At 46.9% G+C, this 21,133-nt stretch carries 15 protein-coding genes; 11 read left to right on the forward strand and 4 right to left on the reverse strand.

The features are described 5' to 3' along the window. Window positions 1-53 precede the first annotated feature (53 nt). The 6 genes from ACO0KW_RS15765 (at window position 54) to ACO0KW_RS15790 (ending at window position 7,505) form a co-directional block, all read left to right on the forward strand. Window positions 54-614, forward strand: coding sequence for a hypothetical protein (locus ACO0KW_RS15765; RefSeq protein WP_423054247.1), 561 nt, complete (start codon window positions 54-56; stop codon window positions 612-614). Beyond that, window positions 611-1,825: an efflux RND transporter periplasmic adaptor subunit gene (locus tag ACO0KW_RS15770; protein WP_423054248.1), complete on the forward strand. Its 1,215-nt coding sequence runs from the start codon at window positions 611-613 to the stop codon at window positions 1,823-1,825. Before ACO0KW_RS15765 ends, ACO0KW_RS15770 begins: the two co-directional genes overlap by 4 nt. A gap of 10 nt (window positions 1,826-1,835) precedes the next feature. After that, window positions 1,836-4,988: an efflux RND transporter permease subunit gene (locus ACO0KW_RS15775; RefSeq protein ID WP_423054250.1), complete on the forward strand. Its 3,153-nt coding sequence runs from the start codon at window positions 1,836-1,838 to the stop codon at window positions 4,986-4,988. Window positions 4,989-5,052: 64 nt separating this feature from the next. After that, the gene (locus ACO0KW_RS15780) at window positions 5,053-5,568 is read left to right on the forward strand and encodes a hypothetical protein (RefSeq protein WP_423054251.1); all 516 of its coding nucleotides are present in this window, start codon (window positions 5,053-5,055) and stop codon (window positions 5,566-5,568) included. Next, the gene (locus ACO0KW_RS15785) at window positions 5,552-5,980 is read left to right on the forward strand and encodes a hypothetical protein (RefSeq protein ID WP_423054253.1); all 429 of its coding nucleotides are present in this window, start codon (window positions 5,552-5,554) and stop codon (window positions 5,978-5,980) included. The genes ACO0KW_RS15780 and ACO0KW_RS15785 overlap by 17 nt, the downstream gene beginning before the upstream one ends. A 133-nt stretch (window positions 5,981-6,113) precedes the next feature. Next, on the forward strand, window positions 6,114-7,505 hold the full coding sequence (locus ACO0KW_RS15790; RefSeq protein ID WP_423054254.1) for a serine hydrolase domain-containing protein: 1,392 nt from the start codon (window positions 6,114-6,116) through the stop codon (window positions 7,503-7,505). Here the strand turns inward: ACO0KW_RS15790 and ACO0KW_RS15795 are convergent. Continuing rightward, window positions 7,460-9,058 (reverse strand): FimV/HubP family polar landmark protein, encoded by a 1,599-nt coding sequence (locus ACO0KW_RS15795; protein WP_423054255.1) that lies wholly within the window; start codon window positions 9,056-9,058, stop codon window positions 7,460-7,462. The genes ACO0KW_RS15790 and ACO0KW_RS15795 overlap by 46 nt on opposite strands. A 250-nt stretch (window positions 9,059-9,308) precedes the next feature. On the opposite strand from ACO0KW_RS15795, the gene ACO0KW_RS15800 reads away from it, so the two are divergent. Both ACO0KW_RS15800 and ACO0KW_RS15805 read left to right on the forward strand, forming a co-directional pair. Continuing rightward, window positions 9,309-9,686: a GFA family protein gene (locus ACO0KW_RS15800; protein ID WP_423054256.1), complete on the forward strand. Its 378-nt coding sequence runs from the start codon at window positions 9,309-9,311 to the stop codon at window positions 9,684-9,686. Window positions 9,687-9,743: 57 nt separating this feature from the next. After that, window positions 9,744-11,030, forward strand: a complete 1,287-nt coding sequence (locus ACO0KW_RS15805) for an amidohydrolase family protein (RefSeq protein ID WP_423054258.1) — start codon at window positions 9,744-9,746, stop codon at window positions 11,028-11,030. 70 nt (window positions 11,031-11,100) lie between these two features. Here ACO0KW_RS15805 and ACO0KW_RS15810 read toward each other — a convergent pair whose 3' ends face one another. Beyond that, complete coding sequence (locus ACO0KW_RS15810; protein ID WP_423054260.1) at window positions 11,101-13,518, reverse strand: phosphocholine-specific phospholipase C; 2,418 nt, start codon at window positions 13,516-13,518, stop codon at window positions 11,101-11,103. Between the two features lie 652 nt (window positions 13,519-14,170). Here ACO0KW_RS15810 and ACO0KW_RS15815 point away from each other — a divergent pair. Together ACO0KW_RS15815 and ACO0KW_RS15820 are read left to right on the forward strand one after the other, a co-directional pair. Further along, the gene (locus ACO0KW_RS15815; protein WP_423054261.1) at window positions 14,171-14,638 is read left to right on the forward strand and encodes a hypothetical protein; all 468 of its coding nucleotides are present in this window, start codon (window positions 14,171-14,173) and stop codon (window positions 14,636-14,638) included. A 66-nt stretch (window positions 14,639-14,704) separates the two neighbouring features. Then, window positions 14,705-16,366, forward strand: a complete 1,662-nt coding sequence (locus tag ACO0KW_RS15820; protein WP_423054262.1) for a hypothetical protein — start codon at window positions 14,705-14,707, stop codon at window positions 16,364-16,366. A 115-nt stretch (window positions 16,367-16,481) separates the two neighbouring features. On the opposite strand, the gene ACO0KW_RS15825 is transcribed toward ACO0KW_RS15820, so the two are convergent. Beyond that, window positions 16,482-17,621, reverse strand: coding sequence for a tetratricopeptide repeat protein (locus ACO0KW_RS15825; RefSeq protein WP_423054264.1), 1,140 nt, complete (start codon window positions 17,619-17,621; stop codon window positions 16,482-16,484). Between the two features lie 182 nt (window positions 17,622-17,803). Between ACO0KW_RS15825 and ACO0KW_RS15830 the strand changes: the two genes are divergently transcribed. Then, window positions 17,804-19,495, forward strand: a complete 1,692-nt coding sequence (locus ACO0KW_RS15830; RefSeq protein ID WP_423054265.1) for a formate--tetrahydrofolate ligase — start codon at window positions 17,804-17,806, stop codon at window positions 19,493-19,495. Between the two features lie 346 nt (window positions 19,496-19,841). Here the strand turns inward: ACO0KW_RS15830 and ACO0KW_RS15835 are convergent, their stop codons facing one another. Beyond that, on the reverse strand, window positions 19,842-20,945 hold the full coding sequence (locus ACO0KW_RS15835; protein WP_423054266.1) for a hypothetical protein: 1,104 nt from the start codon (window positions 20,943-20,945) through the stop codon (window positions 19,842-19,844). Window positions 20,946-21,133 lie beyond the last annotated feature (188 nt).

The raw sequence follows: 21,133 nt of genomic DNA on the forward strand, positions 1-21,133 counted from the left end.
TGATAAGTTTTGTATAGCGCAGTAACCCGTATGACAGTAACGAGGAGTGAGTTTTGAAGTCTTTGTTTATCCTGATGGCTTTCTTGTTGAGCCTGCTTCGCTTGAATCTCGTCTATGCCCATGGCAATGATGATCATGAGCATGCTGCGCCTGCTGCCACGGTGGTACAGGTCGCACCGCGTGCCAGTGCGCAAACGGAAGATTTTGAATTGGTCGCCGTCTTACAAGGCCGTTCCCTGATTATTTATCTTGATCGATTTGCGGATAATGAATTGGTCGCTGGTGCCCTAATAGAAGTGGAGAGCGGTAATCTCCTCAAAGCAATCGCAAAGCAAACTGCACCTGGCGTGTATGTACTCGAGTTAGCCAAAGGGGTATTCGAGAAAGCGGGGAAATATCCCTTGTCTATCAGTGTGCAAGCTGGTGACTTGGGGGATGTGATGACCGCTAGTTTAGACATCCCAGACCTCAGCGAGGAATCACATACGCACCCCGATGAGAGCGGATCTTGGCGCTGGCCAGCGCTCGCTGGAGCATTGTTAATACTGGCTTTGCTAGGATGGGCAATCACGCGTTTTATACGCAAATCTCGTGCTGTTGGAGAATTCAAATGATGCGTCTATCAAAGCTCTCACCTACTTGGCATCGCAGCTTGTTTGCTTGGGCGATAGGCGGTTTAGTGGCGATGATGCCGCTAATTGTTATGAACACCGTACAGGCGCATGGCGATGAAGATCACAGCAAAAAAGATGGCAAGCCAGTCAAGCCCGTGGCCGTCACAAAATCGAATTTGTTAGATGCCACCGCGCCGCAGCGCTTATCGGATGGCAGCTTATTTGTGCCTAAAATTGTACAGAGGCAATTGGGTTTGCGTACGCTATTAAGTGTGCAAGACGAATTACCGCATACGATAGAACTCAACGGTAAGATCATCGCAGACCCGAATGCCGGCGGACGCGTGCAGGCGAGTCAGCCCGGTCGCGTCGAGGCAGCGGCAGCCGGTTTGCCAAATCTTGGACAACGTGTCAACAAAGGCCAAGTGCTGGCGTATCTGCGCCCCGTGATGAGTAGTTTAGATCGCGGTAATAGTCAGTCTATCTTGGCCGATATCGATGCCCAACTGTCGATTGCTGAACGCAAAGTGCAACGCTATGAACAACTTGCCGAAGCTTTACCGAAAGCCACCGTCGAAGCGGCGCGTTTTGATTACGAAGCATTGAGGAAACGTAAGGTCGCCGTTGAAGCAAGTTTGTTCAAAACGGAAGCATTGCTGGCACCAGTCTCGGGCATTATCAGTGTCGCCAATGCAGTAGCTGGTCAAGTTGTTGATGCCAAAGAAACCTTGTTTGAAATTATTGACCCAACTCGCCTGATGGTGGAAGCGCTGGCTTATGATCCTGTGATCACGAGCGATATCGCACGCGCCAGTGCAAGTTGGCGCGTTAATCAGGCGCAGGCCAAAGAGCTTAAGGCGGCGAGCTTGCAGCTTAGTTTTCTTGGTGGTGGTCAACAAATGCGTGAGCAAGCGATTCCTTTATTGTTCCGTGTGACAGGCAAATCTGAGGCCGCCGCAGTGGGGCAAACTGTTAAGGTGATGCTGCAAACCAAGCGACTGGTCGCTGGTGTGGCGGTGCCCAATTCCGCCTTGATTAAGTTAAGTGGCGGTGGGTCAGTGGTCTGGGTGCATACTGACGCCGAGCGCTTTGTGCAACGACAAGTTCAAGCGCAAAGTCTCGATGCAGAGCAGGTCGTGATCACTTCTGGTCTGAAAGAAGATGAGCGTGTGGTGATTGCCGGTGCGAGTTTGCTCGCACAGGTGAAGTAAGGTAGGCGGCATGTTTCAATTCATCATTCATACCAGCCTGCGCCAGCGCCTAATCGTACTCGCAGCCTCGTTGTTATTGCTTGTCTACGGCTTAATCAGCATGCGTCAGATGCCGGTCGATGTGTTTCCCGATCTGAATAAACCGACGGTGACTTTGATGACTGAAGCGGGCGGTATGGCACCCGAAGAAGTCGAACAGTTAGTGAGTTTCCCTATCGAATCGAGCATGAACGGCATGCCCGGTGTGACGCGTGTGCGTTCGGTGTCGGGTATAGGCTTGTCGATTATCTATGTGGAATTTGATTGGGGCACCGACATCTATCGCAATCGCCAGCAGATCGCCGAACGTTTGAGTTTGGTGCGCGAACAATTACCCGCTGGTGTGACGCCGCAGATGGGGCCGATTTCTTCCATCATGGGTGAAATTCTGCTGATTGCTTTGCCAGTGAATGAAGATAAAAGTGATGGTAAGAGTGATGCGAAAGAAGCACTCACCAGCCCCGCCATGCGAGTACGCGAATATGCTGATTGGGTGATGCGTCCGCGTCTCTTGAATATTCCCGGGGTGGCGCAAGTCACCCCTATCGGTGGTGAAGTGCGTCAATATCGGGTCGAAATCAAACCCGCACAATTACAGGCTTTAGGTATTCCACTCGATCAAGTCGAAGCGGCATTAAAAGATTTTGGTGCGAATACCAGTGGTGGTTTTACCGAAGCAAACGGGCGTGAATATTTAATCCGCCAGATTGGTCGCACTAGCCGCATCGAAGATTTGCAGAACATCGTTGTCACCCTCAAGCAAGGGCAGGCGATTTTGCTCAAGCAAGTGGCGAATGTGACGATCGCTGCTGCCTTCAAACGCGGTGATGGCGGCTATAAGGGCAAACCAGCAGTGATTTTATCCGTACAAAAACAGCCGACTGCTGATAGCGTGAAACTCACCCGTGAAGTCGAACGCGCCATAGCAGAACTCAGTAAGAACTTACCACAAGGGGTGGAGCAACCGCAGTTCTTATTCCGGCAAGCGGACTTTATCCAAAATTCTTTGGATAACGTGAAAGATGCTTTGCGTGATGGTGCCATCATGGTCGCCGTCTTGTTGTTTCTATTTCTGTTGAATTTACGGACTACGGTTATTTCGTTGGTCGCAATCCCACTCTCTCTGTTGGCGACCGTGCTGGTGTTCCGTTATTTAGATTTATCAATCAATACCATGACTTTAGGTGGACTCGCGATTGCCATTGGTGAGTTGGTTGATGACGCGGTAGTTGATGTGGAAAACGTCTTGCGTCGTCTGAAGGAAAATAGCCTGCTGGCACAACCATTATCGACATTGCAAGTGATCGCTACTGCATCGAGCGAAGTCCGTAGCGGCATTGTGTATGCAACCGTGATTGTAGTGCTGGTTTTCGTACCGTTGTTTGCTTTGCCGGGCATAGAAGGCAGCTTATTCACACCCTTAGGGATTGCTTATGTAGTGTCGATTTTGGCGAGTATGGCAGTGGCCATGACGGTGACGCCAGTTTTATGCTATTTCTTACTGCCTAAGATGAAGCAACTCGGGCATGGCGATAGTCCATTGGTGCAATGGCTAAAGAAATGGGATACACGTTTGCTGAACTGGTCGTTTCAACATGCGCGCAGTTTGTTCGCGGTAGCGTTGATCGCCGTGCTCGTCGCCGTGGTCGCGATACCTTTCTTCCCACGAGCCTTTTTGCCCGCGTTTAACGAAGGCACATTGACCGTAAATTTGGTACTTAATCCCGGTACTTCTTTGCAAGAATCGAATCGCCTAGGTAGTTTGGCGGAAGAATTGATACTCGCTGTGCCGGAGGTCACGCAGATAGGACGCCGCACGGGACGGGCTGAATTGGATGAGCATGCGGAAGGCGTACATTACACCGAGATGGATGTGGATTTGAAAAAATCGAAACGTTCCCGCGATGAGATTATTCAAGACATTCGTGATCGCCTAAAAGTCTTGCCCGCGAATAGTAATGTCGGGCAACCGATTTCTCATCGTCTAGATCATTTGTTGTCGGGTGTGCGTGCGCAGATTGCTTTGAAAGTGGTCGGCGATGATCTCGATACTCTGCGCAATATCGCGAACGATTTACGCGAACGCCTAAGCCGAGTGCCCGGCTTGACCGATTTGCAAATCGAAAAGCAAGTCTTGATCCCGCAAATTAAGATTCATATTGATTACGAACAGACTAGCCGTTACGGCATCGCTCCCGGTGTATTGTTACGCAGCCTGCAACAGCAGATCGAAGGTGAAAAGATCACTCAGGTGATAGAAGGCAACCGACGTTTTGATTTGTTATTACGCCTGCCAGAACAAGGGCGTGATCTGCAGCAATTACAGCAGTTGTTGATACAGACCCCACGTGGACATGTGCCTTTGATGCAATTGGCGAAAGTGGAAGAAAGCGATGGTCCGAATCAAATCAATCGTGAGAACTCAAGACGCCGTATAGTGTTATCGGCAAATACCGATGGGCGTGATATGGGAAAAGTCATACAAGACATTCGAGCTGAGCTCGCTGCGAAAACTTTACCTGTTGGTTATTCGACTTCGTTAGAAGGGCAGTTTCAGGCACAAGAGCAAGCGTCTCGTTTGATTGCTTTGCTATCCTTAGTCTCTTTATCGTTGATGTTCTTGGTCTTGTATAGCCGTTATCGTTCGCTTGCTTTGACGATGATCATTATGGGCAACATCCCACTGGCTTTAGTTGGTAGTGTCGTGGCATTATGGTTGTCAGGACAAACCTTGTCAGTCGCTGCGCTGGTCGGTTTTATTACCTTGGCGGGCATCTCGACAAGGAATGGTATTTTGAAAATCAGTCATTACATCAATTTGTGCTTATTTGAAGGCGAGCGCTTTGGCAAGCCCATGATTATCCGAGGTTCGTTGGAACGCTTAACTCCGGTATTGATGACCGCACTGGTTGCAGCATTCGCCTTGGTACCTTTATTGATTTCTGCAGATGCGCCGGGCAAAGAAATTTTGCATCCGGTCGCGGTGGTGATTTTTGGTGGCTTGATTAGTTCGACTTTACTCGATACGGTGCTAACACCCTTAATGTTTTGGCGCTGGGGCGAGCGGCCTCTCTTAAAATTGTTAGCTGCAAAACAAAGCAGCCAAGGACAAGAAATATTTTAAGTTGTCGTAGCGAATTTTGACAAAGGTTTTGTTTTTTTAGAGTTTTTTTTAGGAGGAAAATTGTATGAGTTTGCGTCAATTTGCGAATAAATCCGCAGTGGGAATTTTCGTTGCTTTGCTAGGCTTGGGTTTGAGTTTGAGTGTAGGAAGTGCCTATGCACATGATGATAAATATTTTGACTCCATCAAATCACCGAATGGCGGTCAAACGCGCATGGCCGGTGTCTATCATTTTGAATTGGTGTTGGTACAAGATAGTAAAACCGCGAAAGAAAATACCGTCACTGTGTATGTGACTGACCATGCCAGCAAAGCCTTATCTACCAAAGGCGCAAGTGCGACTTTGACCTTAGTACAAGGTGCAAATAAAGCGACAGTGAACTTACAGCCAGAAGGTGAAAATCGTTTGGTCGGCAAAGCGATTTATGCATCGACCGCCAATTTGAAGGGAGCGTTAACCGTGACGATGGCAGGAAAGCCAGCGGAGCAGGCGCGTTTCACACCTTTCGCGATGGTGAAAAAATCTACGGCAAAACCGACCAAGCAAGAAGCGGAGCATAGCCATGAACACCAGCACTAAGATTTTTCCTACTATACGAAAGCAGGTGCGTCTCGCTATTGGCCTAGCGGTGAGTATGTTTGCTATTACTTTCAGTCAACAGGCAGCAGCGGGTTTGGTGGATTTGAAATGGAATGAACAAGGACAGTTTCAACATAGCGCGGAAATCAAAGCTGGTGGTTTTTTAGAAGTTTGTGGAAAACTACCGGCCGGATTAAAAATTGATTGGCAATACAAGAGCCAACAAGCTTTGGATTTTAATATTCATTACCACGAAGGAAAAAAGCTCAGTGTGCCAGTCAAGCATCAAGCCAAGCAAGCAGTGGCTGAACAATTTGAAGTTAAAGTCGCCCAGGATTATTGCTGGATGTGGTCGAATAAAACCAAAGAGGCAGCAACTGTCGATTTGAGTTTGCAACAGGTGGCGAAATAAGTAGTCGCTTTAGGTGCAGCTGGAGCGGTCAGAATTAGCATCGGTAATCTCCATGGCTAGCGTCAAAAATGCAAAATATCCGCGATAATGCGTTTATTATTTTTGATGCTCTTCTTTTTCATGAGGCTGATTGATGAAGAACCAAGTAGTTATGCCGACGATACCCACTACACCAGCGCAGCAAACCACAATAAAATCAACTAAGCGATTTCACATAGCGGATGCAATACCAGCCCACAGCCGGAAGTTGATTGGCTCGCTCAGCTTGATGACGTTAGCGCTGGCCATTCCCTGCAATTCGCAGGCGCGGGAGGCTCCGGCCCAACCCGTTAAAAGTGCAAGTGCCAGCACAAAAAAAGATGCCAAGCCGATTAGTAGCTACCCACATGCCAACGAAAATATAGGCACAGTCCATCAAATTTATGATGGGGTTTTATCGCCCACGATGGCGGTCAATACTTTTCGTAATATTGATCGTTTGTTTCCTGTGAATCGGGTTGCGAAGTCGAACAAGCCTTATCCCTTACCACTGGCAAGCAAGCCGCTAAGTAGTTTGACTTTTGTTGATCGTGGTCGCCAGTTTTCGCTGGAACAATATCTGGAACTCAATCAGATCGCAGGTCTCTTAATTATCAAGGATAGCAAAATCCAGTCTGAGCGCTATCGTTATGGGAACACCGAAAAAACGCGCTGGATGTCGATGTCGATTGCCAAGTCAATCACCTCGACCTTGTTCGGCGCTGCGCTCAAGCAGGGTAAGATCAGTAGTTTAAGCGATCCGGTGTTGAAGTATTTGCCTACATTAAAGGGCAGTGCATACCAAGAGGCCACAGTACGTGATGTCTTGATGATGAGTTCTGGTGTGCGATGGAGCGAGGCTTATTCTGATCCGCGCTCAGATCGTCGCAGATTATTGGAAGCGCAGATTAGTCAGGTACCTGGTCGCGCAATGCAGGTGATGGCGAGCCTACCGCAACAAGCTGCCCCGGGTACCCGCTTTAACTACAACACAGGTGAAACGCAGGTGGCCGCACAGGTTTTACGCAATGCTTTGGGACAGTCTTTATCCAGCTATTTATCCGACCGAATTTGGACAAAATTTGGGATGGAAGCCGATGCCTCTTGGTGGTTAGATTCGCCTAATGGGGTAGAGATAGGTGGCAGCGGTTTTAGTGCTTGCTTGCGCGATTATGGTCGTCTAGGTCTGTTCATGTTGGCCGGAGGATTGGCGAACAAGGAGATGATCTTGCCTGTCGCTTGGAGCTATGAAGCAACGACGCCTAAGGCATTGCGTAACGGTAGTCTAATTCCGTACGGCTATTTGTGGTGGCCTGTCACTTCCCGTGTAGGGCTACAAGACGCGGCGTACACCGCGGTCGGGATACACGGCCAATATTTATACATCAATCCGCGTCAGAATCTGGTGATTGTGGTGTGGGGCGCTCAACCGCAACCGACCGGTGCAGCCGTAATCGACGATCAAACATTTTTTGCTGCTGTCAGCGCTGAATTAGCGACAAAATAAATTTCTTCACTTTCACCACAAATTCGTGCCTGTTTTTCTTCTATTTCGGCCAGTAAGAGTTTGGCTCGCACCTGTTGCGCAGGCGTTGCCTCACGGATGACATCTTCCAATAGCAAGCAAGCGCCTTCGCTGTCGGCAATCTCACGATAGGCAAGTGCCAATTGCAAGCGCACTTCATTCGTAGCGAATAGCGTTTCTTCGTCAACGATTTCTGGTTCCAGTTGGGTGTTTGCACCTGAATCTACCGCAGCGTTGGAGGCCGACAAGGCGGTTTGATTTTCTGCGGCGAGCGCAGTTGGTGTTGTGTATTCTGGTTCTGCTTCTGCTTGCGGCGTCACCGGTACGGGCATGGGATCTGCTTTAACAGGTATCTCTACTACCGGCAGAACACTTGGAGCCTTCGCTACTTGAACCGCTTTCAGTTCAGTCTTTTCTGCTGCTGGTGTAGCGATTTTACTAGGCTGGGTTTGCTGAGTGGTTGGCACAGCTTGAAACAAAAAGTCCGCAAGCCCTTGGCGTTTGAGTTGTTGTATATGGCGCGGGCGATCTGGGCGTTGTGCAAGAATGAGCAGGCTTTCCAATTGTTCAAAAATAGGTAGATCAAATCCTTCCCGTGGACTCATACGAGAATTGTTGAGCAAACGTTCGAGATAAACCACTACTTCGTCACTAGGCCACAGTTTTGTAATTTTTTGCACTACGTGTGGATAGTCGCTTAATTGTTTTCTCTCCGAACCTGCGGTAGTTTGCCAGTCATGCAGTTTGACGTTAAAGAATTTCTTAATCTCCTTGCTGATCGCCTCGAAACCGTGCTGGTCCTTATTTTTCAAAAAGCCTTCCAGCATCTCTAACCAAGGACGAGGAGATTCAGGCTTATTCGCGGCTGCCATCGCTTCTTCATAGCGTGGGTCGCCGGGCTTATAGACATTTAACCACGCGTCAAAAAAGCCACGTATGTCAGAAAACTCGTCTCTGTGTGTACCAGTGTTCGGATTGTTCGTTTTTCGAAATTGGCTGTTGGCGGGAGTGACGGGCTGTTCCGTTTCGCCACCGGTGACATGAAACGAAGAAACATTGCTGACGGTACTCAGTTGGGAGGTATCGATAAAGGATAAAGAAAATAACGAGTCCTGAAAATGCTTCAATGAGGTTGTGAGGGAGTCTATTCCATGTTGAAATTTATGTTGTACATGTAAGCGCCAAAATGACCATAAGGAAATTAGCATCATTAGGACCAAAAAACCGATCAGACATTGCGTCCAAAAAACGCGTTGCGATTGTGCTTCCAGATATTGAATTTTTTCTTGATTGATGCGGGTATTTTCTGCCAACAATGTGCGCAACTCTTGTTGCAGCATTTTATGTTGTAACGACGTTTTATTCGCGCTGCTACTTTGTGCTGGGATTGACAAAGGCAGGACAGGATTATCGTTCGCCTCACTCTTTGCTTGTGCTTGTGCACTTACGTTGATACTGATGCCTATGCTCAAGCTAACCAGCAATGTAGTAATCGAAAGCAATAGTTTGCGAGAGACTAAGGTAGTGATCGTCATAGCACGATTAATCCAAAAAGAAGTGTTTGGATTTTAAGTTAGATTGTTTGATAAGTCGGATATATCAGGGCAAGTTTGCGTAAATAACACACTATCGGTGTCGGTTCCGTTGAAGCACGGAAATAAGCGTGCTTTGCGGTAATATTTGTTGCTTATTGGAAGCGAAATATGACTTAATACCCAGCGGCGATGCAACTGATGTGAGCCTTCAAACATCGCCGCAGAATTAGATAAACGAAGGATAGACAAAATGAAGTATCAAGGAAGTTGCCATTGCGGCGCCGTGCAATTTGAAGTCGAAGCAGCGGACGAAGTTGAGGTTGAAGATTGCAATTGTTCAATTTGTAGGATGACCGGGTTTTTGCATTTGATCGTGCCGATGCGGGCATTTCGATTATTGTCTGGTGCCGAACAACTGATGGTGTATCGATTTAATACCGGTGTCGCCGAACACAAATTTTGTAAAATATGTGGAATCAAACCATTCTATGTACCGCGCTCCAATCCAGACGGTATGGACGTTAATTTGCGTTGCTTGAAAACGCAGCCTCGGGTTGTCAAAATTGTGGGTTTTGACGGACAAAACTGGGAGCAACATGCGGCGGACTTGGCGCATAAAACTTTATAAATTTTTCAATGAATTTTTAATTAACTTCAATTAAGTAAGGTTTCTTATAGGTCTACTATGTTCAAAAAAATCTCATCAGTCTTTGTTGCTTTTGCCGCTTTTCCTGTAATGTCGGTCATCGTCAGTGCAGCGAGTGCCGCGGATATTAGTATCTTATTGAAACCAGAACGCGTATTTGACGGCCAGCAAATGCATACTGATTGGGTCGTGCTGGTGAAAAATAATAAGATCGTTGAAGCCGGTGCTATGCGCTTCAAATTGGCTGCGGATACTCAGATTATTGAGCTCAAAGGCATGACCTTGCTGCCAGGATTAATTGAAGGGCACTCGCATCTACTGCTGCATCCTTACAATGAAGTGAGCTGGGATGATCAAGTCTTGAAAGAAAGCCGCGCAGAGCGCGTGTTACGCGCCTCGAATCATGCAAAAGCGACTCTGGCTGCGGGCTTTACCACCGTCCGTGACTTAGGGACGGAAGGTGCTGAATATGATGATGTCGGTTTAAAACGGGCGATAGAGAAGGGCGTGATTCCTGGGCCACGTATGATCATCGCAACCAAGGCTCTAGTCGCTAAAGGTGCGTACGGGCCGCGTAGTCAGAATCCTGATGTGGATCTACCACAAGGTGCGGCGGAAGTTTCTGGCCTAGAGCAGATTTCACAAGAAGTGCGTAGCCAGATTGGTAAAGGCGCGGATGTGATCAAGGTTTATGCAGATTATCGCGCAGGGCGTGATGGCGAATCAGTGCCGATTTTCTCCGTGGAAGAAATGAGCCTGATGGCGAAAATCGCGAATAGCGGCAAGCGTCAATTGGTCGCCCATGCGTCGACCCCGGAAGGTATGTTACGCGCGATTGAAGCGGGCGTTTCAACCATCGAACATGGCGATAGCGGTACGCCAGAAGTTTTTAAACGCATGAAAGAAAAAGGCGTCACACTCTGCCCGACCTTAGCAGCGGGCGACGCGATCGAACAATATCGTGGTTGGAAAAAAGGCGTCAATCCCGAACCAGCACGCATTTTGGCCAAACGCCTTAGCTTCACGCAAGCACTGAAGGCGGGTGTCAACATGTGTATGGGCGGCGATGTCGGTGTCTATGCGCACGGCGATAATGCGCGTGAGATGGAATTAATGGTTGATTATGGGATGCCGGCAATCGAGGTGCTGCGATCCGCGACATCGGTCAATGCGCAAGCGTTTGGCTATGCTGATAAATTTGGTCGCATCGCGCCGGGTTTACTGGCCGATATGATCGCGGTAGAAGGTGATCCATCCGTGGACATCAAAATTATACGTAAAGTGAAAATGGTGATGAAGGACGGCAAGCTGGTGTCGGCACAATAATTTTATTTGCTCGCCCAAGTGTTTATGTTCAAGGGCGAGCGAATCTTGATCTTTGATAAATAGTCGATAATTAGATCACACTTAAGCTTAAACGTGGCGCGGCTTCTTGATAAGTATCATTCAAAAACAAGGCGATGAAATACGAACCAGCGCTCAGACCACCAAAACTAATGCTACCTTCTGCAGTAGTCACATAGTTCCATATTTTTGACGGTGTCGAGCCTGGAGTGGCTCCGGCTTGATACACGCCTATCCAATTCTTTGGGCTTGCCGTAAGATTTTTCCAACTGACTGTGACTGCTTCTGAAGTACGTATTTGGCTAACCGGGCAAGTAAAACTCACTGCATCAGGAGGAGTCGATCCGCGGTTGATACCATTCAAAATAGGATCGGTATAGTTGAGTCCCGCACCTTCTAAATGTCCGGCATAACGACGCAAAAATGTATTGTCGCCTTCAATGCTGACACTCAAATCATACCAGCCCTGACTGTTGATCAATGCTTTTAGTACCGTCTTAGTCTCACCCGGTAAGGTGTCGTAGGTATATACCGTACGATCGCCGTAGGCTTTGTCGATTAACTTGAAACGGCAGGCAGTTTTACTGAAATTCTTGAAATTAATACGCACTGCTTTTGAAGCAACATCGTCCACCAAACTCACTTCAGCACCGCGTGAGCTGCTGCCAAAATTCCCTGCAAATTCACGCAGATAACCATTGACGCTATGAACCGCTAGATGGTACTCGGTACCAGACCAATTGAAGACTTCGTTGTCAATGCGTTTGCCATTTTCTACTGTGTAATGCCATGGGCCGTCTGTGCGCAGCTTAGAATAAACCCGGTAGGGTGCTGCCATATTGCCTATGTTGATAAAGCTGAGACTAAATTGGGAGTTGTTCAGATGGGCAAGTCCTTCTGTCACTAAGCGATAAGCTAATGGGCACGCGGCCCTGGGTAATCCGGCCGTCACGGCCTCCTGCTTTGGCATCGTTTGTATTGCCGGTGGCAGGGCATCCGCACTACCCCAGCCTTTGAAATAATTTGCAGTACGAGGAATGCTTGCAATCGAATCTGTATTCACTGCCGCAAAATTGAAAGCGCGCGTCAAATCACCACACACTGCGCGGCGCCAAGGCGAGATATTTGGACACAAGACATTATTGCGTACATAGCCTAGGCCTTGCACCAACCATTCTTCCATGAAACGTATGAGTGAAGTATGGTCAAATAATTCCGAACACACACGACCACCTTTACTCCACGGCGATATCACCAAAACCGGTACTCGCGGGCCGAGCCCGATAGATTCATTACTGTGGAGTTCGCCTTGCATCGCGTTTGCCAGCGTGGTTCTGCCGCGATCGGTATTAGGGGGCGGCACGTAAGATGGCATGTGATCGAAGTAGCCATCGTTCTCATCGTAAGTCAAAATTAAGGCGGTCTTAGACCAGACTTCCGGATTATCGACTAGTGCGGATAACAACCTCGCCGTAAAATTCTCCCCCGCATTGGGTGTCGCTTCTGGATGCTCGCAATACTCGGTCGGCGCGCAAATCCACGAAACTCTTGGTAGTGTATTGTTTCTGACATCGGCAGCGAATTGATCAATTAACCATTGGCACGTAGTACCCACAGCATTGTTTGGGCTAGAGCCGGGAGCCATGGCGCGTGCTTTTTGGTAGAGTGGCGAATTTGCGGTCAGCGGTTTGCCATTCGCATCGACTCGAAAATTTTTGAAATATTGCAGATAATTGTCGCCGTAGTTATCCCACTCTTGATACACCTTCCAGCTGACGCCATTGCTTTCCAAAACTTCCGCATATGTTTTCCATTCTATGCCTTTTGCTGTTGGTTTATCATTGGCTATATCAGCGTTATAAATGCCATTCGTCACGTTATACAGGCTGCCATCGGATAGCCCGGTGATATTATTTGGTGAATGCCCGCTTAGTGCATAGAACCGATTCGGATCAGTGGGGCCAAAGACGGAACAGTGGTAAGCGTCGCAAGTAGTGAAAGCATCGGCCAGAGCGTAGTAAAACGGCAGATCAGCGCGATTAAAATACCCCATGCAACGTACCGTTTTTTTAGCGACCCAGACGTTCCAGTCTTTCCAAGTGGCTTCGCTACCTTTCCACGAATGATCCAATCCTATCCGCAAAGCCTTGGTGTTACGTACGTCAAAATGATAAGGTAAGGTATAACCCCCCGCATTTGGTTGATACCACACCGCCTTACCGTCAGGCAGGCTAATCGCACGCGGATCATTGTAGCCACGAACGCCAGCGAGTGTTCCAAAATAAGAGTCAAAAGAGCGATTTTCTTGCATCAAGATGACGATGTGTTCGAGATCCTTGATGCTATTGTTTTTGCTGTTAGCAGGAATAGCAAGTGCCCGTGTGATGGCTTGTGTCAGGCTAGGCATGCTGGCAGCAGCTGCACCAGCAGCGATACTGGCGAGAAAGCTACGACGAGAAAATTTAGTCATGTTTGAATTCGATTTTTAAAAGAATAGTTGATGAACCAAATAATGGCCATCTGCAATTTCTACCTTTTGAGCAAAATTCAGACGGACATGTCGTCAGCATGCAGAACGTTTTACCATATTTGACTTCGTGTTTGCTTGCGATGGATAGATACCGCAACTATATTATTTTCTCTATTTAAAATGACTACTTTATGACATGGGTAAATAACTAAGAAGATGATATTTGATGAATGTCGCGATGCGATTTAATTGGAATTGCTCCAGCATCCATTGATACAATGATTCACCCTTACCTATGTTTAGTAGCGAATGACATCGCGAATGTAAGGACAGAAATGGGTTGCGACTGAAAAGCCAGCGTTGATCGGCATTCGTAAAAATAGTGAGTAGAAGCGAAACTGTCGTGCCAGTATGAAACAAGTTTCTTGTAGTAGGATTGATTCTGGTCGCGCCTTCATAGGTCGTGATTGTGTCGTTGTGATGTCATTCGCGATAGGCGACCGCGAATGATATGAGACTACCGAGTGCAAGTCTCATGGTGAAGTTTGGTTGCGACCAATGGACAGATATTTCAATCTGAATTTTTGAGGCTGAATGGGACATGAATGAGATGAAGAAATTGTTTTGTGTAATGATGATAGCTGGGTTAGCTATGTTTTCTACTGAACTTTATGCGCAATCCAAAGATGGAAAATCTATTAGCGAAGATACACCAGCACTAGGTACGAGCTTGAAGAAAAAAATTGCAACTTCCTCGATATCAATGGACAGAAGTTATCAAGAGTTGAGCGAAGATGAGCGGGAGGCAATCCGAAGTGTCTATGACAATATGCCAGAAAACGATGAACCGCCCTATCCTTTGCATGGTACGCGAGATATTCATCGCAAGATGTCGCAAGCACAGCAATACGTCGCGGCAAAAGGGGTGTTGACAATGACTGTCGATATCTCCAGTACGGGTGAAGCACAGTCGGTGTCGATTTATGAATCGCCGGATCCGGATATCGCCCGGGTTGCCGCATTGGTTCTGATGGAAACTAAATATAAGCCAGCAATTTGCGGCGGTAAGGCGTGCAGAATGGAATATTTTTTTCAGGTGCAGTTTTCCAGGGTGTTATAAGAATTTTTGATTGTTTGATATAGCTGACATTTGATTGAAATTTAATTTAGCAAAAAAGGTCTATCAATGCGAATAAAGAAAATAAGGCTCATCGCGCCATTCCTCGTGCTGTGCATAGTTGGCATTGCCCCAATTTCAATTGCAAATGCCAGAGAGGGAATCGGAACGCGTTCTAGTTCAGAAGCGCAACAGGCTAGCTATAAAGACCTGCTGCAACTATTTACAGAATGGCGTAGCTTTGAGCGACCCTCTTTTAGAAACGGTGCTCCAGATTACACGGCAAAAACCAGATCAGCTGCCATGGAAAAGGCTAGAGGCTTACATGCTCGATTGATGGCAATGGATACCAAAACGTGGCCAGTCGAACAACAAGTTGATTGGAAAATCATCAACGCAGAAATGAATGGCTATGAATTCAATCGACGCGTACTACAACCATGGGTACGAGATCCCGCTTTTTATCAAAGCATCTACACGGAAGCAAGTGATACGCCAGCGCGTGAAGGACCGACCAATCATGCGACGATCGAAGTGTGGAAATATCGATTCCCATTGGTGGAGCAAGATCAACTGAAGTTAGCTAAGGAGTTAGCCGTAGTGCCGCCTTTGCTTACGCAGGCAAAAATCAATCTGACGGGTAACGCCCGCGATTTGTGGATCGCAGGTATTAGCACTTTTGAATTGCAGGGTGAAGAATTAAAGAGTTTAGAAAAAGATCTTGCTGCTTACGCTAATCCAACATTGAAGCAAGCTTTGACTGCTGCGCGAACCGCCAATGCTGATTTCATTTCATGGCTCACCGCACAAGCACCACGTAAAACGGGCCCATCGGGTATCGGTAAAGATAACTACACCTGGTATCAGCAAAATGTGCATTTGGTACCGATGACCTGGCAGCAAGAAGTCGATTTGTTACAACGTGAGTTGGATCGTGCATGGGCGAATTTAAAGCTGGAAGAACAGCGCAATAAAAATTTACCACCTATGCATGCTGCGAGTACAGAAGCCGAATACAAAACAATGGCAGATCGCGCCGCCAGTAAGCTCATGCGTTTTTTGGCTGAGAAACAAGTGATGCCAATTAAGGCGAATATGGAGCCAGCTTTGCGCGAGCATTTGCAATCCTTTGTTCCCGAAAATCAACGCAACTTCTTTGCCATTACTTTGCACTACGATCCTTCCGCTTTGTATTGCCATTGGTACCATTGGTTCGACCTGGCACAAATGCGGGATGATCCCCACGCCAGCCCAATTCGGCGCGGACCTTTGTTGTACAACATCTGGGATAACCGGAATGAAGGTGTAGCGACCGGCGTAGAAGAAATGTTTATGCACATGGGCTTGCATGACGATAGTCCTCGTTCACGTGAGTTGGTGTGGATACTGTTAGCACAGCGCGCGGCACGTGGATTGGGTTCGTTGTATGCGCATGCGAATTTGAAAAATATGGAGGAAGCCAGTCGTATGCATCTTGATTGGACACCACGGAATTGGATGCGACGCGAACCGCATCTGATCAAATTCGAGCAGCATTTGTATTTACGCCAGCCCGGATATGGCACAAGCTATGTGGTTGGGAAATACTTAATCGAGCGCTTGATGGCGCAGCGCGCTAAACAATTGGAATTGGAAAATAAACCGTTTGTGATGCAAGATTTTTTTAAAGCGTTTAATGACTATGGAAATATTCCTGTGATGTTGACCAGCCAGCAAATGTTAGGTCATTAATAGTGTCAATGATTGTGCTGCTCATTGTGTGAGTGAGTGAGTGAGTCAATAAGTTCATGCTAGAAATAGAAAATCCATGGGGTGAAAATCCTATGGATTTTTTCTTAGGTTTTTCTTACTGTGCGGCGAACTTCGTACGCAATAAAGTCGATTTTGGATGCGTAGGTACCAGACTGACGAGTTTTTTTATCTCTGTTTTCGCACCTTCCATGTCACCAATTTTCATGTAGGCTTCCGCCAGATTTTGGTGGATTTCGGCAAATCCACTCGCCATTGTTTCTGCTTTTTCAAAATGACGTATTGCCTCTTTATAGTCATTTCTACTCATTGCGTACATACCCAAACCTATCCAATAATGTGGATTTTTGGCATCGCTGGCGTTGATAGCGGCAGACAATTGTTCGGCCTCGCCATCTCGCTTCTGCGTTCGAAGTAAGCCTTGCAAACTACGCATCACGATTGCGTCGTCAGGATTAAAAATCAGTGCGCGTTTTAGGGTCGATTCCGCAAACTCTTGCGCGCCAACCTGTAGATAAAGCTGCGCTAAATTGTTCAATGCCAGTGAATTATCTGGAGCCGCGAGTAAGGCTGCTTTTAGGTACGCGTAGGCAAGAATGTTTTGTTTCTTGGCCAAATATTCAGCACCCAAATTGTTATAAAAGCGCGACAAAATTTGGTCTTCGCTGAGGGCGCGTCCTTTTTGCAGCACGATAGTTTGTGGCTCGAAATCAATAATCAAATAGCCGCGTTGTTCTGATTCACTATCAAACCAAAAATCCTTGTGCATGACTATGGCATTTACGTGCGAATTGAGAAATTCAATATTGCCACGCCGGTCAAACTGAACCGGTACATCGACGTCTTGCATGAGTATTGGCAAATTAAGTGCTTTGCCGACGGAATAAGCCAAGATAGTGAGCGAGATACAATTACCACTCTTGTCATCCCAGGTTTTCTTCGCAACGGTGGTGTCAATCGGGTTATACACAAACGGCGAAATGTCTTGGGAGTAAACTAAATCGAGAAAGTATTTAGTGCGCGCGTAATTTGACAAGCTGCGAACTTCAGGTTTGGTTAGTTGTTCCCGTAACTTGGGGCTGAGTTCAAAAACTTCTTCTTTGCTCAGCAAACGTAGTGCTTGATCTGCAATAAAGAGGTGGTCTTGCCAAACGATTTGTTGGTTTGCTTGAGATGGTGCGAGCGAACTGCAAGCAGTTAAGTAGAGTGCGAATAGCAAAGCGATAAATGAGCGCATAGAGCCTCCAAGTTTTATCAAGACGAGTCATCTCTATTTTTGATAACTCTTCTCTTATTTTAGTCATTTGTACTGAATTTGCATGATAAATCCTAAGAGTTTTTTCACGATTTTCTGTATATTGTGAGCATCCAAAAGATAAAAAAATGAAATTCCCCTTCACATAATTATTCACGAGAGAAATGACGATGGCCCAAAATGAAGTCAAAAGCGACTTAGAAATTGCACAAAATGCAAAGCTCAAACACATCAATGAAATCGCCAAAGTACTCGGCGTCGATATCGATGATCTAGAACACTATGGCAAATACAAAGCCAAACTCCCACTGCATTTGATCGATCCAGAAAAAATCAAAAAGAATAAATTGATTCTGGTGACGGCGATTACACCCACTCCACCGGGCGAAGGCAAAACCACGACATCAATAGGTTTGACCGAAGGGCTAAATCGCATCGGCAAAAAAACGACGGTCGTCTTGCGCGAACCATCATTAGGCCCCGTCTTCGGTATCAAAGGCGGTGCAGCAGGTGGCGGCTATTCGCAAGTCGTACCGATGGAAGATATTAATCTGCATTTCACTGGTGACTTTTCTGCGACTGAAAAAGCAAATAATCTATTAGCAGCTTTGATCGATAATAATATTTACTTCCAAAAAGAGAGCCTAGGCATCGATCCACGCACGGTGAAGTGGAAGCGTGTGATGGATATGAATGATCGTTCATTGCGCAGCATCATCACTGGTCTTGGCGGGCGCCCGGGTGGCAATCCACGCGAGGCGGGATTCAATATCACGGCGGCTTCTGAAATCATGGCGATTCTTTGTTTGGCCGAATCCTTTCAAGATTTAAAGACCAAGCTCGGCAATATTTATGTCGGCGATACTTACGACAACAAGCCAATTTACTGTCGAGATCTTAAAGCTCAAGGCGCGATGGCTGCCTTGTTGAAAGACGCGATCAAACCGAATTTGGTTCAGACCCTAGAAGGCAATCCAGCTATTATTCACGGTGGTCCGTTTGCGAACATCGCGCAAGGCACTAATTCGGTATTGGCAACCAAACTCGGCTTGACCTTGTCCGATTACGTGGTCACCGAGGCAGGCTTTGGCGCGGATCTGGGCGCAGAGAAATTTCTCGATATTAAATGCGGCTATTCGGGTTTGAGTCCATCCGCAGTCGTGATTGTCGCGACAGTACGTGCCTTGAAGTACCACGGTGGACAAGATCTCAAAACGCTCACGACGCCCAATCTAAATAGCTTGAAGGCGGGTTTCGTGAATTTGCAAAAGCATCTGGAAAATATCGCCATGTATGGCTTACCGGCTGTCGTTTCAATTAACCGATTTAATAGTGATAGCGATGAAGAGTTAGCCTACTTGCGTCATGCCTGTGAAGCGCAAGGAGCACGCGTTGCATTGTCAGAAGGTTGGGCAAAGGGAGGCGAAGGCACGACGAGCTTGGCGCGTGCCGTGGTTGAAACGGTGGAGAATTTTCATGGTCGTTATGTTCCCGTCTACGATTGGAATAGCGATATCAAAACCAAGGTCGAAGCGGTTGCCAAGAAAGTTTATGGTGCGGGTTCTGTGGTCTATCAACCCAAGGCGCTGGCCGACATCAAGCACATCGAAGGACTGGGTTTAGGCCACTTGCCTATCTGTATCGCGAAGACGCAGAAATCATTTTCCGACGACGAATCATTAATCGGCAGGCCAAGCGGCTTCGAACTCACCGTGCGTGAATTTGAGATTGCTGCAGGAGCGGGGTTCTTGGTGCCTATCACAGGAAATATCATGCGTTTGCCGGGCTTGCCGGCGGTGCCTGCGGCTTTGCATATGGATATTGATGACAATGGGGTGATTAGCGGCCTATCCTAGATCGCTTCAATAAAACCCATAATCGGGCGCATTGCATCGTAGGTGTTTAAAATGAGATCCTCGCAATACATGAGTATTGCTGTGGATGTTTGAAACTGCGGCGACTTGCACTGCATCCCGATTAAAGGTTTTCTTCGAAGCGACCAAATCACGCTCATTAAATCCAAAGCTTGTGCGCATTGCATCGTAGGCGTTTAAAATGCGATTCTCGCAATACTTGAGTATTGCTGCAGATTTTTGAAACTGCGGCGCTTCCACTACATACCACTTTAAGGTTTTCTTCAAAGCGACTAGCTACGCCCGCATTAAATCCAAAGCTTGGTAGCATTTTTGTGCGCAGGCGATTTTATGGAGCTTCGACACATGCCGCAATCTGCACCGGCATGCTGTTATATCCCATTTGCAGTGGCGTTAGCCAATATAGTCCATTCAAGTATTCCTGCACTTGGTGTTTTGCGAAACCTCTTGGCAGAGTGATTGGATGATCTATTTCATCAACTATCGTGAAAATGGATTGCTTTCCTTTTCTTGCGCCGTTGGCTCTAAGCGGGCTAAATATGACGCGATCTAGTGAGGCACAGATGGTGCTGTAGCATTGTTCTTCTGGTCTAATAATGAGTTCAGTGATTGCGAGCTCATCATTGTTTTTCGTTAAAGTACCGAGTGGAATTCCGTATCGGATAAAAGTTGGGTTATATGCAGCCGCATACACATACCATTGATTGCGTATCCTTGCGCATTCTGAGATGACTGGCGGAAGATCTTGGCGTCGGTAGGTCTTACCTAGCTCAGTTACAAGATGTATGCCGCCATGTCCACCTTCCATTGGAAATTTTCTATAGTCGTCTACGTTGGTCCTCCTTGGCGAGCCGTCAGCAGCAACATCGACCCAGGATGCGCTTTGCAAGTTGTCGTCAATTCGGAAAAGTCCAAGATACCGACCCGCTCGACTATGATGCTCTTTTGGATGTCGTATGACGACGGGAATCAACTCACCATCAGAATTTCCACAATGGGTGGGGACGTAGTAGCTATCTTTGGCGTTTGAATCATGCCGTGTCTGCCCTAGGAAAGAAAAATGGTTTTGAATTGGGATTACGGTCGGATCTTCGCTAATGTTTGAAAATAGAAGAATGATCTCAGTCGAAAGTAGTAGCCCGAAATGGTCACCAAATTTAAATGCTTGCACTTGATTGTCGTCATTAAGTGCCGATAGTAACTCTTGTCGGTGAGTAAGTTCTCTTGGGAGTATGCGTGTCACTTGACCTTCGTTAGTGAGCTCTGCAAGCCAATATTGATAGCTAGCATCAGGAATTCTCTCGTTGATACCCCATCCGAAAGCGATAACGCGACCATTTTCAATAGGAATTAACTTAGTGAGGCAGGTCAAGCCAATAAAATCCTTGCTGACATCTAATGTCGTTTGAAACGCTAGTTTTAGTTTGATCATTATTCAGTGTCTTGCATTTGAGGAAGTTGTTTTAAAAGGTAATTAGAGAGCGCTTAGTCTATACATTGTCGATCTGAGTTTGATATAAATGCCAGTTCTAAATTTCTTATCAGCGATTTCATCGTAAAGGAAATTCTTTAGGATCAGTTTTAGCACTTTAACAAAAATTCAATTATTTGTTAATCTGA

Source organism: Undibacterium sp. Ji22W (assembly GCF_049340305.1).
Lineage (GTDB): Bacteria > Pseudomonadota > Gammaproteobacteria > Burkholderiales > Burkholderiaceae_D > Undibacterium.

Excerpts from the sequence above, each read along its gene's own strand:
- ACO0KW_RS15835 (WP_423054266.1), bottom strand. The coding sequence starts at position 20,945 with ATGATCAAACTAAAACTAGCGTTTCAAACGACATTAGATGTCAGCAAG.
- ACO0KW_RS15775 (WP_423054250.1), top strand. The coding sequence starts at position 1,836 with ATGTTTCAATTCATCATTCATACCAGCCTGCGCCAGCGCCTAATCGTA.
- ACO0KW_RS15825 (WP_423054264.1), bottom strand. The coding sequence starts at position 17,621 with ATGCGCTCATTTATCGCTTTGCTATTCGCACTCTACTTAACTGCTTGC.
- ACO0KW_RS15800 (WP_423054256.1), top strand. The coding sequence starts at position 9,309 with ATGAAGTATCAAGGAAGTTGCCATTGCGGCGCCGTGCAATTTGAAGTC.
- ACO0KW_RS15770 (WP_423054248.1), top strand. The coding sequence starts at position 611 with ATGATGCGTCTATCAAAGCTCTCACCTACTTGGCATCGCAGCTTGTTT.
- ACO0KW_RS15815 (WP_423054261.1), top strand. The coding sequence starts at position 14,171 with ATGTTTTCTACTGAACTTTATGCGCAATCCAAAGATGGAAAATCTATT.
- ACO0KW_RS15795 (WP_423054255.1), bottom strand. The coding sequence starts at position 9,058 with ATGACGATCACTACCTTAGTCTCTCGCAAACTATTGCTTTCGATTACT.
- ACO0KW_RS15820 (WP_423054262.1), top strand. The coding sequence starts at position 14,705 with ATGCGAATAAAGAAAATAAGGCTCATCGCGCCATTCCTCGTGCTGTGC.
- ACO0KW_RS15780 (WP_423054251.1), top strand. The coding sequence starts at position 5,053 with ATGAGTTTGCGTCAATTTGCGAATAAATCCGCAGTGGGAATTTTCGTT.
- ACO0KW_RS15830 (WP_423054265.1), top strand. The coding sequence starts at position 17,804 with ATGACGATGGCCCAAAATGAAGTCAAAAGCGACTTAGAAATTGCACAA.
- ACO0KW_RS15805 (WP_423054258.1), top strand. The coding sequence starts at position 9,744 with ATGTTCAAAAAAATCTCATCAGTCTTTGTTGCTTTTGCCGCTTTTCCT.
- ACO0KW_RS15785 (WP_423054253.1), top strand. The coding sequence starts at position 5,552 with ATGAACACCAGCACTAAGATTTTTCCTACTATACGAAAGCAGGTGCGT.
- ACO0KW_RS15810 (WP_423054260.1), bottom strand. The coding sequence starts at position 13,518 with ATGACTAAATTTTCTCGTCGTAGCTTTCTCGCCAGTATCGCTGCTGGT.
- ACO0KW_RS15790 (WP_423054254.1), top strand. The coding sequence starts at position 6,114 with ATGAAGAACCAAGTAGTTATGCCGACGATACCCACTACACCAGCGCAG.